This window comes from Pectobacterium betavasculorum (genome assembly GCF_000749845.1).
Classification (GTDB): Bacteria; Pseudomonadota; Gammaproteobacteria; order Enterobacterales; family Enterobacteriaceae; genus Pectobacterium; species Pectobacterium betavasculorum.
In genome coordinates this window covers 68,473-87,869 of the sequence record NZ_JQHM01000011.1, presented here as the reverse complement: position 1 = coordinate 87,869, position 19,397 = coordinate 68,473, and the positions used below count along the sequence as shown (strand labels likewise).

Annotated in this window: 19 protein-coding genes and 2 pseudogenes; 9 read left to right on the top strand and 12 right to left on the bottom strand. The window is 47.4% G+C overall.

Features of this window, described 5'->3' with window-relative positions; all coding sequences use genetic code 11:
* From KP22_RS22475 to KP22_RS17035, 3 genes and pseudogenes are all read right to left on the bottom strand, one after another.
* Nucleotides 1–70 (bottom strand): annotated as a pseudogene (locus KP22_RS22475) (type VI secretion system tube protein Hcp); the annotation flags it as partial.
* Between the two features lie 320 nt (nucleotides 71–390).
* Nucleotides 391–972, bottom strand: a complete 582-nt coding sequence (locus tag KP22_RS17040) for a hypothetical protein (protein WP_039325364.1) — start codon at nucleotides 970–972, stop codon at nucleotides 391–393.
* 68 nt (nucleotides 973–1,040) lie between these two features.
* Entirely contained in the window at nucleotides 1,041–1,292 is a 252-nt protein-coding gene (locus KP22_RS17035; RefSeq protein ID WP_039325362.1) for a helix-turn-helix transcriptional regulator, read from the bottom strand.
* Between the two features lie 461 nt (nucleotides 1,293–1,753).
* Here KP22_RS17035 and KP22_RS17030 point away from each other — a divergent pair, with 461 nt between their 5' ends.
* Together KP22_RS17030 and KP22_RS17025 are read left to right on the top strand one after the other, a co-directional pair.
* Entirely contained in the window at nucleotides 1,754–2,731 is a 978-nt protein-coding gene (locus KP22_RS17030; RefSeq protein WP_039306415.1) for a DUF1852 domain-containing protein, read from the top strand.
* A gap of 28 nt (nucleotides 2,732–2,759) precedes the next feature.
* A complete protein-coding gene (locus KP22_RS17025) occupies nucleotides 2,760–3,791 on the top strand; it encodes a methionine synthase (protein ID WP_039325360.1) in 1,032 nt (343 codons plus the stop codon).
* A 218-nt stretch (nucleotides 3,792–4,009) separates the two neighbouring features.
* Here the strand turns inward: KP22_RS17025 and KP22_RS17020 are convergent, their stop codons facing one another.
* From KP22_RS17020 to arnT, 7 genes and pseudogenes are all read right to left on the bottom strand, one after another.
* Nucleotides 4,010–4,231 carry an acyl carrier protein gene (locus KP22_RS17020; protein ID WP_039306408.1) on the bottom strand — a complete coding sequence of 74 codons (222 nt, stop codon included), beginning with the start codon at nucleotides 4,229–4,231 and terminating at the stop codon, nucleotides 4,010–4,012.
* 17 nt (nucleotides 4,232–4,248) lie between these two features.
* Nucleotides 4,249–5,682, bottom strand: coding sequence for an AMP-binding protein (locus KP22_RS17015; protein ID WP_039325359.1), 1,434 nt, complete (start codon nucleotides 5,680–5,682; stop codon nucleotides 4,249–4,251).
* Complete coding sequence (locus tag KP22_RS17010; protein ID WP_039325357.1) at nucleotides 5,679–6,797, bottom strand: membrane-bound O-acyltransferase family protein; 1,119 nt, start codon at nucleotides 6,795–6,797, stop codon at nucleotides 5,679–5,681. The genes KP22_RS17015 and KP22_RS17010 overlap by 4 nt, the downstream gene beginning before the upstream one ends.
* A gap of 129 nt (nucleotides 6,798–6,926) precedes the next feature.
* Complete coding sequence (locus KP22_RS17005; protein ID WP_039325355.1) at nucleotides 6,927–8,063, bottom strand: D-alanyl-lipoteichoic acid biosynthesis protein DltD; 1,137 nt, start codon at nucleotides 8,061–8,063, stop codon at nucleotides 6,927–6,929.
* A gap of 689 nt (nucleotides 8,064–8,752) precedes the next feature.
* On the bottom strand, nucleotides 8,753–9,076 hold the full coding sequence (locus KP22_RS17000; RefSeq protein WP_039306394.1) for a PTS lactose/cellobiose transporter subunit IIA: 324 nt from the start codon (nucleotides 9,074–9,076) through the stop codon (nucleotides 8,753–8,755).
* 457 nt (nucleotides 9,077–9,533) lie between these two features.
* Nucleotides 9,534–9,863, bottom strand: a complete 330-nt coding sequence (arnF, locus tag KP22_RS16990; RefSeq protein WP_244880042.1) for a 4-amino-4-deoxy-L-arabinose-phosphoundecaprenol flippase subunit ArnF — start codon at nucleotides 9,861–9,863, stop codon at nucleotides 9,534–9,536.
* Nucleotides 9,837–10,080 (bottom strand): annotated as a pseudogene (gene arnT / locus KP22_RS22635) (4-amino-4-deoxy-L-arabinose lipid A transferase); the annotation flags it as partial. The pseudogene arnT and the gene arnF, both read right to left, overlap by 27 nt.
* Nucleotides 10,081–10,599: 519 nt before the next feature.
* On the opposite strand from arnT, the gene KP22_RS16985 reads away from it, so the two are divergent.
* The 3 genes from KP22_RS16985 to ybcJ all read left to right on the top strand — a co-directional run bounded on the left by KP22_RS16985 (nucleotide 10,600) and on the right by ybcJ (nucleotide 13,362).
* Nucleotides 10,600–12,147, top strand: coding sequence for a sensor domain-containing diguanylate cyclase (locus KP22_RS16985; protein ID WP_039325348.1), 1,548 nt, complete (start codon nucleotides 10,600–10,602; stop codon nucleotides 12,145–12,147).
* Between the two features lie 106 nt (nucleotides 12,148–12,253).
* Nucleotides 12,254–13,117, top strand: coding sequence for a bifunctional methylenetetrahydrofolate dehydrogenase/methenyltetrahydrofolate cyclohydrolase FolD (folD, locus tag KP22_RS16980; RefSeq protein WP_039306386.1), 864 nt, complete (start codon nucleotides 12,254–12,256; stop codon nucleotides 13,115–13,117).
* Between the two features lie 32 nt (nucleotides 13,118–13,149).
* A complete protein-coding gene (gene ybcJ, locus KP22_RS16975) occupies nucleotides 13,150–13,362 on the top strand; it encodes a ribosome-associated protein YbcJ (protein ID WP_039306383.1) in 213 nt (70 codons plus the stop codon).
* A gap of 100 nt (nucleotides 13,363–13,462) precedes the next feature.
* Here ybcJ and cysS read toward each other — a convergent pair whose 3' ends face one another.
* Nucleotides 13,463–14,848 carry a cysteine--tRNA ligase gene (cysS, locus tag KP22_RS16970; RefSeq protein WP_039306381.1) on the bottom strand — a complete coding sequence of 462 codons (1,386 nt, stop codon included), beginning with the start codon at nucleotides 14,846–14,848 and terminating at the stop codon, nucleotides 13,463–13,465.
* Nucleotides 14,849–15,164: 316 nt separating this feature from the next.
* A complete protein-coding gene (locus tag KP22_RS16965; RefSeq protein ID WP_039306378.1) occupies nucleotides 15,165–15,587 on the bottom strand; it encodes a DoxX family protein in 423 nt (140 codons plus the stop codon).
* Between the two features lie 419 nt (nucleotides 15,588–16,006).
* Between KP22_RS16965 and ppiB the strand changes: the two genes are divergently transcribed.
* The 4 genes from ppiB to purK all read left to right on the top strand — a co-directional run bounded on the left by ppiB (nucleotide 16,007) and on the right by purK (nucleotide 18,988).
* A complete protein-coding gene (ppiB, locus tag KP22_RS16960) occupies nucleotides 16,007–16,501 on the top strand; it encodes a peptidylprolyl isomerase B (protein WP_010280320.1) in 495 nt (164 codons plus the stop codon).
* 10 nt (nucleotides 16,502–16,511) lie between these two features.
* Complete coding sequence (gene lpxH / locus KP22_RS16955; protein ID WP_039325346.1) at nucleotides 16,512–17,234, top strand: UDP-2,3-diacylglucosamine diphosphatase; 723 nt, start codon at nucleotides 16,512–16,514, stop codon at nucleotides 17,232–17,234.
* 177 nt (nucleotides 17,235–17,411) lie between these two features.
* Entirely contained in the window at nucleotides 17,412–17,921 is a 510-nt protein-coding gene (purE, locus tag KP22_RS16950) for a 5-(carboxyamino)imidazole ribonucleotide mutase (RefSeq protein WP_039325344.1), read from the top strand.
* On the top strand, nucleotides 17,918–18,988 hold the full coding sequence (gene purK / locus KP22_RS16945; RefSeq protein ID WP_039306370.1) for a 5-(carboxyamino)imidazole ribonucleotide synthase: 1,071 nt from the start codon (nucleotides 17,918–17,920) through the stop codon (nucleotides 18,986–18,988). The genes purE and purK overlap by 4 nt, the downstream gene beginning before the upstream one ends.
* The last annotated feature ends 409 nt before the right edge of the window (nucleotides 18,989–19,397 follow it).

The following is a 19,397-nucleotide window of genomic DNA, read 5'->3' as shown; positions in this document are numbered from 1 at the left end:
AGGTGAAAGCCCCTGCGGTGATGTTGCCCTGCGTTTTCCCTTCGATGCTGATATAGCATGGAGTTGGCATAGTTTTGCTCCTTGTTGTTGAACGAGTTGAATAACTTCACTGTTCGTATAGCAATCCGCATGCCAATTTTTATGTTATTGTTTTTAATGGTAAATTACTTAACTCAAATTTTCCCTAAGTCAAATTTGAGCAAGAAGTTGCGCAGACCTCGCGAAAAAACGGCATCCATTGCGCAAAAAGTGATTTATGCCAGAAAGTGAGCAAGAAGTTGCGCAGAATGCGTAGTTATGCTGAAAGTTTGCGTTAAGGGTGTGAGATGGCCGTCTATTTGGAAGGTATTGACGATGGATGGGGAGGATGTCCTTATAAATTTATCAATATCAAGCAGGGTAATAATCTCTCCAGTAACCAAAGCAGGCGAAGAAAACGTATTCGTCAATCATTGCCCGACGTGCTGGCTGAGTGCGTAGACGGGTCTTAATCCACACCTGAATCTGTCTGTCGGTTTTATCAGCCAGCGATGCCCATTCACCATAAGACAGGCCGTTAAGTAGTTCAGGCCAGCACAGTAGTGTTAACGTTTCCTGAATACCGGGTTCATTTTCTCGATCAAATAGTCTTTGAAGGCTGTCACTCAATTCATCCAGATGTAGTCGATCACATTCGCTGATCAGAATAGCGCTCAGCATAAGATACCGTCGAAGGTAGCGTCTGGTCTCCACTGGCAGAATGGCTCTGCTGGCAGCCTCAATACGCGATATTCTTGATTTCTGCATTAGTTTTGCGGGGACAATCAGATGCGACTTATGCTGGTCTGGCAGGGAAACTGCCGTCAGTCTCAACCGATGGAAAGTATGAATTTTTCGCGTACTGATACCCTGATGGATGGCGTGCGCTGCACTGTCGTCAAGATCGCTTTGGTACTTATCCAGCAACGTGGATAGTGCCGTATTACGTGTCATTTAGAAAAGTCTCCAGTATGCTGAATAACAGACAGTCGGTGTCCTCCGTGGAATCGGATAGCGGTCTGTTATTCACATTTTGATAAAAAAGGGAGAGTGAAGACGTGACTATTGCGAGACTGATCGATACGTTGCTGTAACCAGATTTCGACTTCACTTTGCAGCCAGCGGGAACTGCGGCCTAGCTTAATCGGCTTCGGAAACTCACCCAGTTGAATCAGCTTGTAAAACCATTTGTCGGTTAATCCGGTCAACTGGGTAATAAATGCCATATCCACGAACTGGTCGTTAAGAAGGCGGTAATCGGTAGTGGTACTCATCGTTTTTTCTCCTCTGGTGAATGGAGAAGGAGCCGGAAAAATAAAATTGGCGAACTCCTTCAAACGATGTGCGCGTGGCGTAGTTTTTTATTACTGACTGACAATTAACCCAAATATCTTGGCCGACCTCGACGAGTAGGTTGGGAGATTGCACTAACCTGATAAGTAATCCTCTCCGTTTTCTGATCCTGTTGCCGCTACTGACCCATGGGTTGCAGCGGTAAATTCTGGAGGGCAGGGATTTCTGCAACAACACCAGTCATGGCAGTACCCCTGATCATGAATATGGTTCATGTTGTAATGAAATTAAGTCTCTTTCACTCAGGTAATGATTCAGGCATAAAATATGCAATGTTAACGTATTGACAACATGAAGACCGCTGAGTGAGAAACAAACAAAACCATTAAAATCAACAAATTAATTCAGCTTTCATATCAAATATTAGGATGCAAAGACAGTAATGAATAAAGATTTTACATTTACAATTAAGAGCAGTAGCTTCGATGAGAATTATAATCCCTCAGAAAATACGCGTATCACGACCAACTTTGCTAATTTGGCCAGAGGCAAGAGCCGTCAGGAGAACTTGCGCAACACGTTACTGATGATTGATAACCGCTTCAATACATTAGCATATTGGGATAATCCCAAAGCTGACCGTTATTCTGTCGAACTTGAAATCATTTCCGTTGAGATTGACATTGAAGGCAATGGCAACACCTTTCCAGTCATTGAAATATTGAAAACGAATATTGTTGATAAAAAAACCAATGAACGCATTGAAGGCATCGTAGGGAATAACTTTTCCTCTTACGTGCGAGATTATGATTTTAGCGTGTTACTGCCAGAGCATAATAAGAGTCACCCCGGATTTAGCACGCCAGATAATTTTGGCGATTTGCATGGGAAATTATTTAAATGTTTCACGAATTCAAACTTTTACAAAGATAACTTTAATAAACAACCGGTTATATGCCTAAGCGTTTCAAGTAAAAACACCTACCATCGGACAGGGAATCAGCATCCTGTCTTGGGCATCGAATACCAGCAAAATGCGTCTTCCTTGACCGATCATTATTTCGAAAAGATGGGATTACAGGCCCGCTACTTTATGCCTGCAAATAGTGTTGCACCTTTGGCTTTTTATTTTTCTGGTGATTTACTGAGCGATTACACGAATCTTGAGCTTATCAGTACTATCAGCACGATGGAGACTTTCCAAAAAATTTACCGACCTGAGATTTACAATGCTAACTCGGCAGCAGGACAAGACTATCAACCCAACCTGAATCATCAGGATCATTCATTAACAAAAATTGTTTATGATCGGGTAGAACGCAGTCAGTTGGCTATTGAGCAAGGAAAGTTTACTGAAGAGCACTTCATCAACCGATACAAAAGTATTCTTGAGCAATGGTCTGCTCATTACGCGCTTTGATTCACCAAAAAATATAAGGTCACCTGCTATGAAAACATTGCTACCCACGTCAACTGCTGGAAGTTTGCCCAAACCGTCCTGGCTCGCAGAGCCTGAGAAACTGTGGTCTCCCTGGAAATTACAAAACGAAGAGTTAATTGAGGGGAAAAAAGATGCTCTGAGTTTGTCACTGTTTGATCAACTGCGTGCAGGGATTGATATAGTCAGCGATGGCGAGCAAACGCGCCAACACTTTGTCACGACGTTTATTGAGCATCTTAGCGGCGTGGATTTTGAGAAACGTGAAGTCGTTAAAATTCGTAATCGCTATGACGCAAGCGTACCGACAGTTGTCGGTGCAGTAGCGCGTCAAAAACCTGTTTTTGTTGAAGATGCCAAGTTTTTACGTCAGTTGACCAAAAAACCCATTAAATGGGCCTTACCAGGGCCGATGACGATGATCGACACACTCTATGATAACCACTATAAAAGCCGCGAAAAGCTAGCCTGGGAATTCGCAAAAATTCTCAATCAAGAAGCCAGAGAGTTAGAAGCTGCGGGTGTGGATATTATTCAGTTTGATGAACCCGCTTTTAATGTCTTTTTTGATGAAGTGAATGATTGGGGTATCGCCGCGTTAGAAAGAGCGATTGAAGGGCTGAAATGTGAGACAGCGGTACATATCTGCTACGGATATGGCATCAAAGCCAATACAGATTGGAAAAAGACGCTGGGATCAGAGTGGCGCCAATATGAAGAAGCGTTTCCTAAACTGCAAACATCCAATATCGATATTATCTCACTGGAATGTCATAACTCGCATGTTCCCATGGATTTGCTTGAACTGATTCGCGGTAAAAAAGTGATGGTTGGAGCCATTGACGTGGCAACTAATGCCATTGAGACACCAGAGGAAGTAGCCGATACTCTGCGAAAAGCGCTTCAGTTTGTCGATGCCGACAAGCTCTATCCTTCAACCAACTGTGGCATGGCTCCCTTGCCTCGTCGAGTAGCCACCGGCAAGCTCAATGCGTTACGTGCAGGCGCAGAAATCGTCCGAAGAGAACTCTTAGCTAAGTAAAAATCCGCCTTCATAGAAGGCGGCTTTGATTGCGCCCTATAAGGACGTATCAAAACCCTCAAAAATAAGCCTCAGCCAATCCTGAGAGTTAAATTCGAAGACAAAAATCTGTTGATGACCACGCCCACAGGACGTGGTTTTTCAGTTGGTAATAAAAAAGATCCCAGATAAATCTATCCGGGATCTTTAAATAGTGCAAAACCGTCGTTGTTTAAGGATTAGCTACGGTTCTCTTCAATGTAACGAGCCAGATCCGCTGGAGTCTTCAGAACGGTAGCAACTTCGGTTGGTGGGATCACGCAGCCGTAAACGTCCTGCACTTCCAGCACCAGATCGACCGCCAGAATCGAGTCAAGAATATCGGACTCAATTAGCTCATCGTTAAAGCCCACTTTACGGGATAAGATCTTTTCAAACAGCGCGAGTATTTCTTGTTCCATGATTTTTCCTGAGATAATTAAATCGTGCGGGCATGGGTATCCAGCAGTTTACGATCGATTTTGCCGTTAGGGTTCAGCGGCAACGCATCTTTGATAATGATTTGGGAAGGCACCATGTAAGGCGGAATCACCTTAGATAACGAGGTTTTAATCGCTTCTGGCGCTAAGTTCGTCACACAGAATGCCGCTATACGCAGAACACCGCCGCCTGATTTCATCAGCGGCAGAACAACCGCCTCGCTGATGTCGGATATCGCCAGCAGGCGGTTTTCAATCTCGTTGATTTCAATACGGTAGCCATTGAGTTTGATCTGGCTGTCATTTCTACCCTGACAATACAGAAGGCCATCCTCGTAGCCTAGGTCGCCGGTTCTGTATCCTCGGAATGCTTCACTTCCCCGATGCAGCAATTTCTCAGCGTTCTCCTGCGTGAGCCCAAGGTAGCCGCGCATCACATTTTTGCCCCAAATAATCAGCTCACCCTCAGCGGTAATTTCCATTCTGGAATCCGGCATCATCGCGCCGACCGGCAGCAGATCGTTTTCGCTGTGCAGGATGTCATCGGTGATTTCGATGACGGTGGTAGCGATAGTCGCTTCCGTTGGGCCATAGGAGTTGAGAATTTTGGCGTGCGGGAAGCGACGGCGTAACTGTTTGACCAGCGCCTTGTTTAGCACTTCGCCAATGAACACAAAGACGTTGAGTTCAGGTAAATATTCACTGTTGAACTGAGGAGAAAGCAGCCTTTGGTAGGCGAAAGATGGCGTTGAGACCCAAACGGAAACGCCATTGTCTTTCAGGCGTTCGAGCCAGTTTTCTGCTGCGATATCCTCTTTCGCATTCAGAACGATGTGCCCCCCCGTTGCCAGATTCGCCAGCAGCGGAATCAGAGAGAGATCGAAGCTGAACACCGCATGGTTCATCAGCACCGGCGCGTCTGGCAGCGAGAAATCCTCACGTACCCACTTCATGAAATGCCACAGGCTTTCACGCCCGATCTGTACACCCTTGGGTTTTCCGGTGCTGCCGGAGGTGAACATGATATAGGCGAGCTCCTGCTCGACGAGCGCCTGACCAGCCTTACCGGTCGCAATGAACTGCCGGGTCACGACATCGTAGTAGTAAGGGGCGTTCGCCAGGCGGCAAATCTCCCTGAGTCGCTCCTGCGGATAGATGCAGTCCACCGGGACATACGGAATGTTATGCAGCAGACAGCTATAGATCGCCACGGCAAACTCCGCCTGCTGGTGCCCATATAGCACGACGGGTGAACCTGCCGGCCGCTGGCATTGCTGATAGCGCTGCGACCAGTCTGTCACGGCAACGGATAACTGTTGCCAGGTCATCGCGTCATCGCTGCCGCTAATCGCCAGTTGATTTGGATTAGCGGGCTGGAGTAGTGCCGCACGAAGGAAATCTTGCAGTTCCTGAAGCTCTGAGTGAAGGTTCATAGAGGAGACATTCCGCTAAAGATATAGAGGGAGGCCGCGGCGCTTGCCAGCGTCAGAATTCGACCGATGAACACAATAACCGGATGATGTAGACAATGGTGCAGAGCCGGGTTGCGCTTGGCAGACCATTGCAACATGTTGTGAGCAACCGAAATAGCGCCAAACAATGCGCCGCTAATGACATAGTGTCGTTCGAGCCCGTTCCATGCCCCCATGCAAAACAGGGTGCAGAAGATGCCAATATTCTGCGCCAGCGTTTTGTTCTGTCGGAAAAAATCGAGCTTCATCAGATTCATATAAATCGGCATAAAGACCACGTCTCTCAGCCATTCAGACAGGCTGATGTGGAAACGACGCCAGAAATCCTGCGGGTTTTTAGCCAAAATGGGCATATTGAAGTTCGCCGGGATATTCAGACCAAATAAGCGCCCTGCTCCAATAGCCATATTGCTGTAACCAGCAAAATCAAAATACAGATAGGCGCTGTAGGCCAACGACATCACCACACCAACGCTTAACGTAAATGGGCGATGGCTCCACGACTCAATAACCAGATTATTGATCAGCATGGCGAATAAGAACTTCTGAATAATACCGGTAAAAATTTGCTCCACAGCCACTAAAAACTGCTCACGGGTCAACGTGAAAACTGGTTTATTAATGTCAATAAGCCATGTCCGCCAGCGATACATCGGGCCAGCCAGAATAATAAAAGGCATAAAGAGGTAGCAAAAGTAATGCAGGAAATTCTGACCATCTTTTTTACTGCGATAAAGCAGAACGTCAATGGCGCGGAAGGTCATAAAAGACAGGCCAATCATGCCCCAATGGTTATTGAGGTGTAATTTCACCAAAAATAGTGGGAGCAACGTCAGGCTGACCGCCTGCCAGGTTTTTAACCAGCCTTTCTCTTTTAAGGTGACGAGAATATAAAAACTCAGGAAAACCGCCACGGGAACAACGTAATCCCCCTGGAAAATATATCCCCAGCCTAATACCGCCAATACGGAAAAAGCGGATAAATACGTCAGCCGATAACTAAATACGCGATTAATCAGCGTAAACACTAATGCTGATGAAAACAGAAGGAAAAAAAACATTCCGGAGCTGTACATCATTCATCCTTCAGAATTTTTGATATTCAAAATGCACTTTTAAACTCATGCTTTCATCAACAGAGGTCCATGCGACGATGGTTACCGCCAGAAAGAGATAAAGGAAAAAAAGGCGAATGGCGGTTTTCATCATTTAAAACTCTCAGCAATAAATTTATCCATCGCGACCCATGCAGGCTCGGTTGGGTGCAGGCGATCCCAATTCCAGCCGTTCTGATAAAGCTGCGCATACATATCAAAATAAGGAACCTTGTTTTCCTCCAGCATCGATCTGATCTGGCTATCGACTGGCTGGAATTTTCGGGAATTATTAATCGCCCACGGATTAATCGGATCGACAATGACGACAAACCTGGCGTTGCGCGCTTTAAGCAATTTAATCGTCGCCCGTAATGCCTCCATTTGCGCAGGAGCAATCGGCGCATTGTCCCATTCTTCCGGTGTTTGATCGTCGGCAAAAACAGTCTTATCCATCCATAACGTGGCTGCGCTTTGCTGACGAGACTTATTCAACTCATGAGCCTGAGCCAGTTCGCGCTCCCAGTCAGGCGCAACATTGGTCGTTGACGGGTGAGGCCACGGTTGTGCAGGCTGCGGAACAATATGTAACATCGCCAGCCAGTCGTTTTTTATCAGCTCGCAGAAATTAGCAAATTGATAACTCACTTCCTGCCAGATAATTTGGGGGTGCCATCCATAGACTTTCATTTGGCCGAAAGTTAAATGACTTATCTCTTCTTTATCGATATGTTGTAAGTAATTGACCAAAAAAGGACGCGTCTGGTCATTCTTCATCAGCGGATTAAAAATAGATGCTGGGAAATTGTTGGCAAAAATTGACGGCGGAATACCGTCTGAATAAAAGCTATCGGGCGCCAGCAGCAAAACAACTTTACTGTTAGCGTTAAGATCATTCTTAAAACGCGAGAGCAGTAGAAAATGCGTAACGCTATCGACATAACTATCGCCATAGGCCACGACTGGACGATGTAGCTGGTTATTAAAGTAATTATATACTGCGTAATGTTCATCTTCAGAGGTCGAAACCTCGGAAGCAGCGAGAAAGAAAATCGCATTTCCCTGTAAAGCATGAGAAATAGTGGCTATTTTTTCCCTTTGTTCTTTTGGCGTTCCATCCATTGTATTAATCAATGGCTGGAATGTTAGCGCCGGATCAATGCTCGCCACCAGCGGTGGAACGCTAAGAAACAGGATGGCGAAGGTTGCCATCAGGATATGTAGGCAGAGAGTATTTTTGATTTTCATTATAAAGTAAGGCTACATGATATTTATTGTTTGAAATTTGTGAATTTTTATCTTCACGTAAATCTATCCCTGTGTTTTGGATTATATACCAGGGTTATCTTCGATGATGAGCGTTGCTGTGTAACGGTATGTACAGTGTTTATGTCCGTCACAATAATCAGCCGCAGGAAACAGTTTTCCTGCCTTTCTTGTCGCTTACGTAGCCTGAATATGAGAGGGAAAGGTTCGATGGCAGGAGCCTCGTGAGTCACTGTTTGCTGGTAATATGATGACAGCCCCCTTGCCGCCAGCGGGAATGATGAAGATAAAAAATCAATGTGAGCAGTCAAGGCATTAATCTCTGAAGGTATCTGATCGAAGCACGGTGAATATCCACTTTATTTTTATAGAATCGATAATTAAAAAATAATAAAAATCACCCTAATAAATAACGCAGAAAAAATAGCGTTCGGCTTAGCGCCTACTGGGAAAGCCCGAGCTTCGCTGCCGCTTTGGTAAAACTGCGTTCTATTCCCACCACGGGAACGAGATGAGGTCATTAAAATTTTCTTTTAACACCAGAGTATCCAAAATAGTGGGGTTATGAACTTGTCTCTATTATACAAATTCATGAGTAATCTTGTTCTCCCCGAAATAGCAAAGCCACTCAGCGTGAGGCTGAATGGCTTTTCATTTGCTCAGCAATATGGTCAGCGCATGTGCATATTAACGCCAGATACCTCTTTCCTGAGTTCAATTATCTCTTCAGCCAGTTCACGGCACAGCATCGCATTCATCAGGTGATCCTGCGCGTGCACGACGATAAGTTCGAGATTGGTTTTTTCCTTACTCTGATAACCAATAAATCCGGTCTGGATCAACTGCGCTTTATTCAGCGCTACCGCAGCCATTTTTAATAGTTCATCGACGTGATCCCACTCGCCTCGGCGAGCGGATCTCAGTGCTTCCATTGCGCAGGAACGTGTTTCGCCAGATTTAACGATAAGCTCAATCATCCGCGTTTCTACATCCATTTTTCCATCCCCCTGAATATCAGTTGCTGTGTCACCCTTTGTCGGCCAATTAACTTAAAATTGCAGACAAGCGAACGTGACACCGAGAAATACGGTGTATTTGTTGTATCGCTACTCACAGCCTGCATATTAAATATAGATGATGAAACGGGATTTGTTTCTGTAAATCATGACGTTATATCTCATTTCCGATGAAATGAATTTCACAGACACAGCTGGCTGTTTTTTAATCGATAAATTCATACCATTTCACACCGCGACACGCGCCGAAATAAAGCCAGAGCAGCGCTATGCATTGATGCTGCTTCTGCTCGGGGCACCGGGCTGCGCGCCGTCCCCCATTGAACTGAAAACCGTCAGTCACACTGCTTTCACTGTCGGCCAACAGGTTAGACTAAGCGTGAACGGTGCCGCACACATTTTCAGTCAATAATCTCCCTCGCAATGCATAGGCAGTTTACTTCGTCGCCTGTGCACTGTGGCTAACCAGCCAAACCCCGAGAAGAATAATCAGAACACCGAGGTTTTTACGCTGGCTCATCGGTTCGTTCAGCCACGGCAGAAAAACCGCGGCTAGGTAGACCACCGCGTAGCTAAGGCTAATCAGCGGATAGGCACGGCTTAGCGGCAGATAGCGCAGCACCATGAACCAGCACACCATCGACAGACCGTAGCAGATAATCCCGTGCAGCACAGCGACAACAGGCCAACCCGCGATCAACGTGCTAAGCGATGGCCAGTGCGTCATGGAAATGCTCGGCAGCGCCAGTGGTGTAAAACACGGCAGAATGTAGGTCAACAGCTTGCCTTTAGCGATGCTGAAAAACAGCAGCGGCATCACCATCCAACACAGTAAAAGTACCGCTCTGGGTTCACTTTCCGTTCAGTCCAGCCGCTGCGTAACGCGCCCGGCAGCAGTGCAAGCCAGGGGAATGCCCTACGATAAGAAACGGCAGGTAATACCACAACCGCGCCTTATGCTGCGCATCGTCTTCAGCAAAACGCTATTTTCATGGAGGGCCTTTTATTTCATCACTGGCTAAAACCCTATTCCGCCGCAGTATCTTTTTTATTTCCTCATCTGAATAGAGGCGTTATATTTCAATTTATTTCTTGTTCCTTGCCTTCGATTAATGACATCACCATTAACGAAGACACGTCTTACTTATCAGTCGAAACGTTCGAAACACAATACCATTAACAACCTTGGTTAAACGCTAATTAAACATAGCGCATATAATGATAACTAATTTTTTTACACCCTGTTACGCTTTAAAATAATTAGCGTAAAAACAAGTTATGCATAAAGCTGTATACGGAGTAACGCTTTGTGATTTACTTTTACCGTTGGATAAAACGGTTCCCGCTTTTATCTTCTGTCATAAATAAAAAGACTATCCAACCACAGCACTAAAAATGAGATACAGAAAAAAACATAAGCCAACCTCATCAATAACAACGCAAATGGCAAGAAGGTCTACACTTATCATCAGTCATTTCTTTGGCAAAGGATGAGAAGGATAATGAAGGCCAGCACGCGGGAAAAAGCCAGCCAGTATCAAATGCCACTCCCAAAATTGATGATTATTTTTATGTTATTCATCATCACCACTGTTGTGGCGCTGAACGGATGGGCCGTATTCAATTCTCACCAACAGCTTATCGATTCCACAGAGCGAAACGCTAAAAACTTGTCGCTGTCGCTGGCGCGCCATGCCGAAGATACTTTTTTACAAGTCGATATCTTGTTGCAGGATTTACAAGAGCGTATCGAGCAGGATGGTCAATCTTCCGTACAATTGAATCGACTGGGCGATATTTTAAGGAGTCGTAAAGCAGCGTTGCCGCAGTTGCATGGCATCTTCATTTATGACGATAAAGGCGAATGGTTGGTAAATTCAGGGATAGCAAAACCGGCAAATGTCAATAACGCCGACAGAGAGTATTTCAAGTATCACCAGAACAACGTCAGTCAGAGCATTCATATCGGCAGCGTGATTCAGAGCCGCTCTACCGGCGATCTGATCGTTCCCGTATCTATGCGCATCAATAAACCAGACGGCAGCTTTAACGGTGTGCTGCTCGCCACGCTCTCGTTGAACTATTTCAAACAGTATTATGGCTATTACTCAATGGGGAACATGGACGTGCTCGCCATTCTACTTTCCGACGGCCGGATTCTGTACGGCCGTCCTTACGATGACTCTTACATCAACCGAAATGTGTCAAGCGGCCCACTCTTTTCAGAGCACCTGAAACAGTCAGAAAGCGGAACATCAACGTTTGTCTCTACGCTCGACCATATCGAACGCATTTATGGTTACACAAAATTAAAGCGTTACCCGATTGTTATCGCCGCGGGTTTCGATCTTGGATTGGTTCTCAATAAATGGAAATCGGACAGTCTGGTTTACGGTGTCATTACTTTAATTCTACTGTTCACGATTACCCTACTTGGCCTAATCGTGCTGAGGCAGGTCCGTATGAATTTAAAAAACCAGATCGATTTAACCATCGTGCGTGATGAGCTCACGTCGGTTAACCACACCTTGCAAGCGCTGGCGCTGTTTGATGGCCTGACGGGCTTAGCTAACCGCCGCCAGTTTGATATTTTCCTGCAACAAACCCTATTGCGAGCAGCAGAAACACGGCAGTGTATGGCGCTGATCATGATCGATGTCGACGCCTTCAAAAAATATAACGACTATTATGGGCATGTAGCCGGCGATGAGTGCCTGCGCAAGATTGGTAACGCCCTGAGCAAAATGCCGAAACGAAAAGAAGATTTAGTCGCCCGCTATGGCGGTGAAGAGTTCGCCATCATTATCACCGATACCGATAAGCAAAGTGCTACCACGCTCGCTCAGTGCGCGCTGGATTCAGTACGCGAGGAAAAGATAGCGCATGAAATGACGCTGTTCTCAGAGAAAATCGTCACCATTAGCGCTGGCGTCTATGTGTTCAGCGTTGATAACCCACCGCCAGCGGCAGCAGCCATTATTGATATTGCCGATGTCGCGCTGTATCACGCCAAAAATAACGGTAAAAACCGGTTCGAGGTCAGCGAATAGCGAGCTCAATTGGAATTAATGTTTATGCAATACCTGACAGCACGCGCAGCTTCTGACAAAATAGCGGCCATCTCCCCTACATTCCAATTGATGGGTCTCATCTCAGATGGCAGCAAAGATTATTGATGGTAAAACGATTGCGCAGCAGGTCAAAGACGAAGTTGCCGCACGAGTCACGCAGCGTTTGGCTGAAGGAAAACGCGCACCGGGTCTGGCTGTTGTGCTGGTTGGCGAGAATCCAGCGTCACAGATTTATGTAACCAGCAAGCGCAAGGTATGTGAAGAAGTCGGCTTTATCTCCCGCTCTTATGATTTACCCATCACCACAACGGAATCAGAGCTGTTAGCACTTATCGACCAGCTCAACGCCGACCAGACGATTGACGGTATTCTGGTTCAGCTCCCGCTGCCGGAAAGCATTGATAACACCAAAGTGATCGAACGTATCGCCCCAGATAAAGACGTTGATGGCTTCCACCCTTACAACGTGGGTCGTCTGTGCCAGCGTGCGCCGCTGCTGCGCGCCTGTACGCCACGCGGCATCATCACGCTATTAGAGCGTTATAATATCGATACCTTCGGGCTGAATGCCGTTGTCGTCGGCGCATCCAACATTGTTGGCCGTCCGATGAGTCTGGAACTGTTGCTGGCGGGTTGTACCACCACCGTCACGCATCGTTTTACTAAAAATCTACGCCACCATATTGAAAACGCCGACCTGCTAGTTGTCGCGGTGGGTAAACCAGGCTTTATCCCTGGCGAATGGATTAAACCAGGCGCAATCGTGCTGGATGTGGGAATCAACCGTCTGGAAAGCGGCAAAGTCGTCGGTGATGTGGAATTTGAAACAGCATATGAAAAAGCGTCTTACATCAGTCCTGTGCCGGGCGGCGTCGGCCCTATGACCGTTGCCACACTGATTCAAAACACGCTACAGGCGTGCGAAGAGTACCATGACTACGCCGAATAATTGGCGAGTCGAACACGAATAAGCAGGAATTTATGGCAATCTTTAATCTTGAAAAACACCCGCACGTTGAACTATGCGATCTCTTGAAATTGCTGGGCTGGAGTGAAAGCGGAGCGACGGCTAAACTGGCTATCGCCGCAGGCGACGTGACCGTTGACGGCCAGACAGAAACGCGCAAGCGCTGTAAGATCGTCGCAGGGCAAACCGTTCAGTTCAACGGCGAGACGGTAAAAATCGCCGAGTAGCGTTTAAGACACCAATAATGTCGAAAAAAAGCCCGCAATTTTACTCTTGCGGGCTTTTTGTTCGCTGAAAACGTGTTTACTGAGAGAAACGGTTATTTTACTACTTACGGCGCCAGATCGTCCCCTGTGGACCATCTTCCAGTACGATCCCCATTTCATTCAGCCGATCGCGAGCCTGATCCGCCAGCGCCCAATCTTTCGCTGCTCGGGCATCTTTGCGTTGTTGAACTAACGCGTCGATTTCTTTCACTTCATCATCATCCACCTGCGCACCATTTTGCAGGAACTGCTCAGGATCCTGCTCCAGCAGACCAAGCACACCAGACAGTTTGCGCAGTGCCGATGCCAGTTGATTCGCCGCCTGCCCATCTTCCGCTTTCAGGCGATTAACTTCACGCGCCATATCAAACAACACCGAGTAAGCTTCCGGCGTATTGAAATCATCGTCCATTGCTTCTCGGAAACGTGCTTCAAACTCGTCACCACCGTGTGCCTCAACGCTGGGATCTGTTCCGCGCAATGCGGTATACAGACGCTCTAACGCTGCACGCGCCTGCTTCAGGTTGTCTTCACTGTAATTCAACTGACTACGATAGTGCCCTGACATCAGGAAGTAGCGCACGGTTTCAGGGTCGTAATACGCCAGCACGTCACGCACGGTGAAGAAATTGTTGAGCGATTTTGACATCTTTTCGCGGTCAACCATCACCATGCCGGAGTGCATCCAGTAATTCACATACGGGCCATCGTGCGCACAGCTGGATTGCGCAATCTCGTTTTCGTGGTGCGGGAACATCAAATCTGAACCACCGCCGTGAATATCAAAGTGCTCGCCAAGCTGTTTACAGTTCATGGCAGAACATTCGATATGCCAGCCAGGACGCCCTTCTCCCCACGGAGAAGACCAGTGAGGTTCACCCGGTTTGGACATTTTCCACAGCACGAAGTCCATCGGGTTACGCTTCACTTCGGTAATTTCAACCCGCGCACCTGCCTGCAACTGATCCAGATCCTGACGAGACAGCACACCATAGCCCGGTGCGGTATCAACAGAGAACATCACATCACCATTGCTCGCCACATAGGCGTGGCGACGGGCAATCAGCGTTTCCACCATTTCGATGATGTCGGCAATATGGTGCGTCGCACGCGGTTCAGCATCAGGGCGCAGAATATTCAAGGCATCAAAATCGGCATGCATCTCTGCAATCATGCGGGTTGTCAGTTGGTCACTGGTTTCCCCATTTTCGATCGCACGTTTAATAATTTTGTCGTCAATATCGGTGACATTACGCACATATTTCAGTGAATATCCCAGATACCGCAAATACCGCGCCACCACATCAAACGCCACGAAAGTACGCCCGTGACCGATATGACACAGGTCATAAACGGTGATGCCACACACATACATTCCCACCTGATCGGCGTGGATAGGTTTAAATTCCTCTTTTTGGCGACTCAGCGTATTAAAAATCTTTAGCATCAGGGCGTTCCAGTGTTTTTATAAAAATGGTTTTCACAAAAAAATGGTTTCACAAGAGTGGTGTTCACACAAGCATAGTGTTCACAAAAACATCGTGTTCACACGATAGATCAATCACAGTGGCAGTTAACATCAGCAACATCAATGCATTCGGGGTTTATACCCCAACGACGTATTGAAACCTGAACCCTACTGTATTGCAAGGTTAAGAAGAGGGAATAAGCGAGAAAGGATAAAAATGAAATGGCCCGGAAAAACCGGGCCGTTTCACACAATCAGTGTTACTGACGAAAAAATAATCTGCTGGCAAAAACCATCAGCGCCAGCGTGGATTCGACATCACAGAGTATTTTCCGCTACCAAGCAGGGCAATCGCGATTCCGGCAAAGAAGTACACCGCCGTGCCTTCAACACCCCAGGCACCGGTTTTCGTGAAAATAAAGAAGTTAGCCGGATGCGCCAACAGTGAAGCGGCAACCATCGTAAAAGAAAAAATCAGCGCGGAAGGACGCGTTAAGATCCCCAGAATCATCAGAATCGGCGTGATCACTTCCCCCACATAGACGCCGTACCCCAAAAAAGCGGGAAGCCCGGCGGAAGACAGCATGCCCTCTATACCGCCGATTCCGCCGTGTACTTTGTGCCACCCATGGAACAACATCAAAACACTGAAAGACACACGCAGAAGCAGCTTGCCAAGATCCGGTTTATCTAATAGACGATTAATACTATCCAGCATGTTCCACCTATCCATTTAGAGGTATTTATGGGTAATAAGAATGACTCTCAGATTAATCTGAGCTGCAAAAAAAGAACACGCTGATTACGCAAAACCTTGATCTGGGGCAATAAAAACATCATTCAAATTAATTAACTATAACTACAATAATTCATCAATTTATTTGTTTTCAAAAGTCCACATTGCGTGATCAAGGCCTGATAAATACACACTTGACCGCAACACACGCTTCCCAGCGATGACTAAATCAGAGTAGTAAGCATTTTATGCGACGTTTCCATCACACCAGTAGCCAACAAATGCGCGGCACGACCGAAATACTGACTCAGTCGACCAGTTATGCTATAACAGCGCTCTTGTTGTTCACCGCATTTTGTGAACTGCACTCTCATCACTAAGGCTATCTAGGGTTCATTATTATGATTACGCTTCATACCAACCACGGCGATATCGTTATTAACACGTTTGCAGACAAGGCGCCGGTTACTGTAGAAAACTTCCTGAACTACTGCCGCAGCGGTTTTTATGACAACACGATTTTTCACCGCGTGATTAATGGCTTTATGATTCAGGGCGGCGGTTTCGCGCCAGGCATGGATCAAAAAGAAACCAATGCGACAATCAAAAATGAAGCCAACAACGGTCTGAAAAACACCCGTGGCACCCTGGCGATGGCTCGTACCAACGATCCTCATTCTGCTACTGCCCAGTTCTTTATCAACCTCGTTGATAACGATTTCCTGAATTTCCGTTCAGAACGTGCCGACGGTTGGGGCTACTGCGTATTCGCTGAAGTGACCGAAGGCATGGACGTCGTTGATAAAATCAAAGGCGTGGCTACTGGCCGCAGCGGCATGCACCAGGACGTACCGAAAGAAGACGTGGTGATCACCCACGTAACAGTCAGCGAATAATCCTACCTGCATGGCAACGCTGTTCATTGCCGATCTGCATTTAAGTCTTCATGAACCGGCAATTACTGCCGGTTTTCTGCGTTTTTTACGCCATGAGGCGATTCATGCCGATGCGCTTTACATTCTGGGTGATCTCTTCGACGCCTGGATTGGTGACGACGATCCTCAGCCACTGCATGCGGCCATTGCCGCTGAACTGTATGCATTACATCAGCGCGGTATTCCCTGTTATTTCGTGCACGGAAACCGTGATTTCCTGATCGGCAAGCGTTTCGCCAGACAAAGCGGTATGACGCTGCTACCGACGGAAAAAGTCGTTGACCTTTACGGTCAGAAAATCCTCATTCTGCACGGTGATACCCTGTGTACTGACGATCTGGCCTATCAAAAATTTCGCCGCCGCGTGCACAACCCATTAACTCAGCGACTCTTTCTGCTATTACCTTTATCACTGCGTCTGAAGATTGCCGCGAAGATGCGTGCCAGCAGCCAGAGGGCAAATAAGCAAAAATCGCAGCAGATTATGGATGTAAATCCTGAGCAGGTGATTGAGCACTTACGGCACTATCAGGTGAAGACCATGATCCACGGTCACACACACCGCCCAGCCATCCATAAGGTTGATCTCGGCGAATCTCATGGCCGCCGTGCCGTTCTCGGAGCCTGGCACGAAGAAGGGTCGATGATTAAGGTCACGTCACAAAACATCGAACTGATTTCCTTCCCCTTTTAATGCATTTTCTGCCATTGCCTTAACAAGCTCCCACTTAATTCCCCCAGTATTTCCGCATACGCAACCGTTTTCCTCGCCATAATGGCGTGATATGCTCTACGCCCTCAACGGCAGACCCTCTCGTCTGGCCGGTGCGAAATCGTCACGAACACGTACAATCATAGGAGCGTTACAGGCATGTCATCCAACGTTGCCCCGGCAAAAATTGCCATCGTCATGGGTTCAAAGAGTGACTGGGCCACTATGCAGTTTGCTGCGGAAATCCTCACCACGCTGAACATTCCTTTTTATACCGAAGTCGTTTCCGCACACCGGACGCCAGATAAGCTGTTCAGCTTCGCTGAGCAGGCGGCACAGAGCGGTTTTGATGTGATTATCGCTGGCGCAGGCGGCGCAGCTCATCTGCCGGGTATGCTGGCAGCGAAGACGCTGGTTCCGGTGCTCGGTGTTCCGGTACAAAGCTCGACGCTGAGCGGTGTAGATAGCTTGTATTCTATCGTTCAAATGCCTCGCGGTATCCCGGTAGGTACATTGGCAATCGGCAAAGCGGGCGCAGCGAATGCGGCTTTGCTGGCCGCACAAATTCTTGCCCTGCATGATAATAACATCGCCGCTCGACTGGCCAACTGGCGTCAGGCGCAAACTGATGATGTGCTGTCTCACCCCGATCCGCGGGAGGAGGTATGAAACCGGTCTGCGTATTAGGCAATGGTCAGTTGGGTAGAATGCTCCGCCAGGCGGGCGAACCGCTAGGGATTGCAGTTTATCCCGTGGGGCTGGATGCAGAGCCTGAGTCGGTTCCGTTTCATAATAGTGTCATTACCGCCGAGATCGAACGCTGGCCGGAAACCGCACTCACTCGCGAGCTGGCTGAACACACGGCATTTGCGAACCGCGACATTTTCCCACGTCTGGCCGATCGCCTGACGCAAAAACAGCTACTGGACTCGCTGAATCTGGCAACCGCCCCGTGGCAACTGCTGGCTAGCGCCGATGAATGGCCACACGTCTTCGCCTCATTGGGTGAATTAGCGATCGTTAAACGTCGCGTCGGCGGTTATGACGGTCGTGGTCAGTGGCGCTTGCGCGACGGCGAACAACAGGCGTTGCCCGCTGACTGCTACGGTGAATGCATTGTTGAGCAAGGGATTAACTTTTCTGGCGAAGTCTCGCTGGTTGGCGCCCGCAATACACACGGTAAATGCGTGTTCTACCCGCTCACTCATAACCTGCATCAGGATGGTATTCTGCGTACCAGCGTGGCTTTCCCTCAGCCTGATCCGCAATTGCAACAGCAAGCTGAGCAGATGCTGTCCGCAATTATGAATGCGCTAGGCTATGTTGGCGTGATGGCAATGGAATGCTTTATTGTCGGTGACCACCTGCTTATTAATGAGCTGGCTCCACGCGTACATAATAGTGGGCACTGGACGCAAAATGGCGCATCAATCAGCCAGTTTGAACTCCATCTGCGCGCCATTCTGGACCTGCCGCTGCCGCTGCCCGTCGTCGAAACACCGTCGGTAATGGTCAACCTGATCGGCACTGATGTGAATATCGACTGGCTGTCACTGCCGCTGGTACATCTGCACTGGTATGAGAAAGACGTTCGTCCTGGCCGTAAAGTTGGGCACCTCAATCTGCCGTCGTTGGACATCGCACAGTTGCAACACACGTTGCAATCGCTGGTGCCTCTATTACCAGAGGAATACCACAGCGGTCTGGCGTGGGCAGAGGAAAAGCTCACCGCCTGACAGATCGGGGGATTATCCGGCAGGCGGCGAGCTGCCGGGTAATCCTCATCAAATCACAATGTATCGGATCACAAGGCGATGGGATGCAGCGATATAAACAACATCATCGATACGTCCCCTAACAGAAAAAACTATCATTACGCGTGACATCAGTAAAATTGCGTTTATTATTTCGGCTGCCTTTTATTTTATTTACTGTCCCTTTTTATCATTCGCAAATCAAATAAAGTATCAATAACGAGCCATTAAAAATATTTAAAATAAAGTATCAATATTGATATTTTAATTTGCGCAGAAATTTATTAAAATATTTCCCGTCAATTCATTTCTGTGATCGCCTCAATATTATTCGCTGACCACCACGATATAGAATGCCGCCACAAAACAGTATTGACCTGTTGACATAATT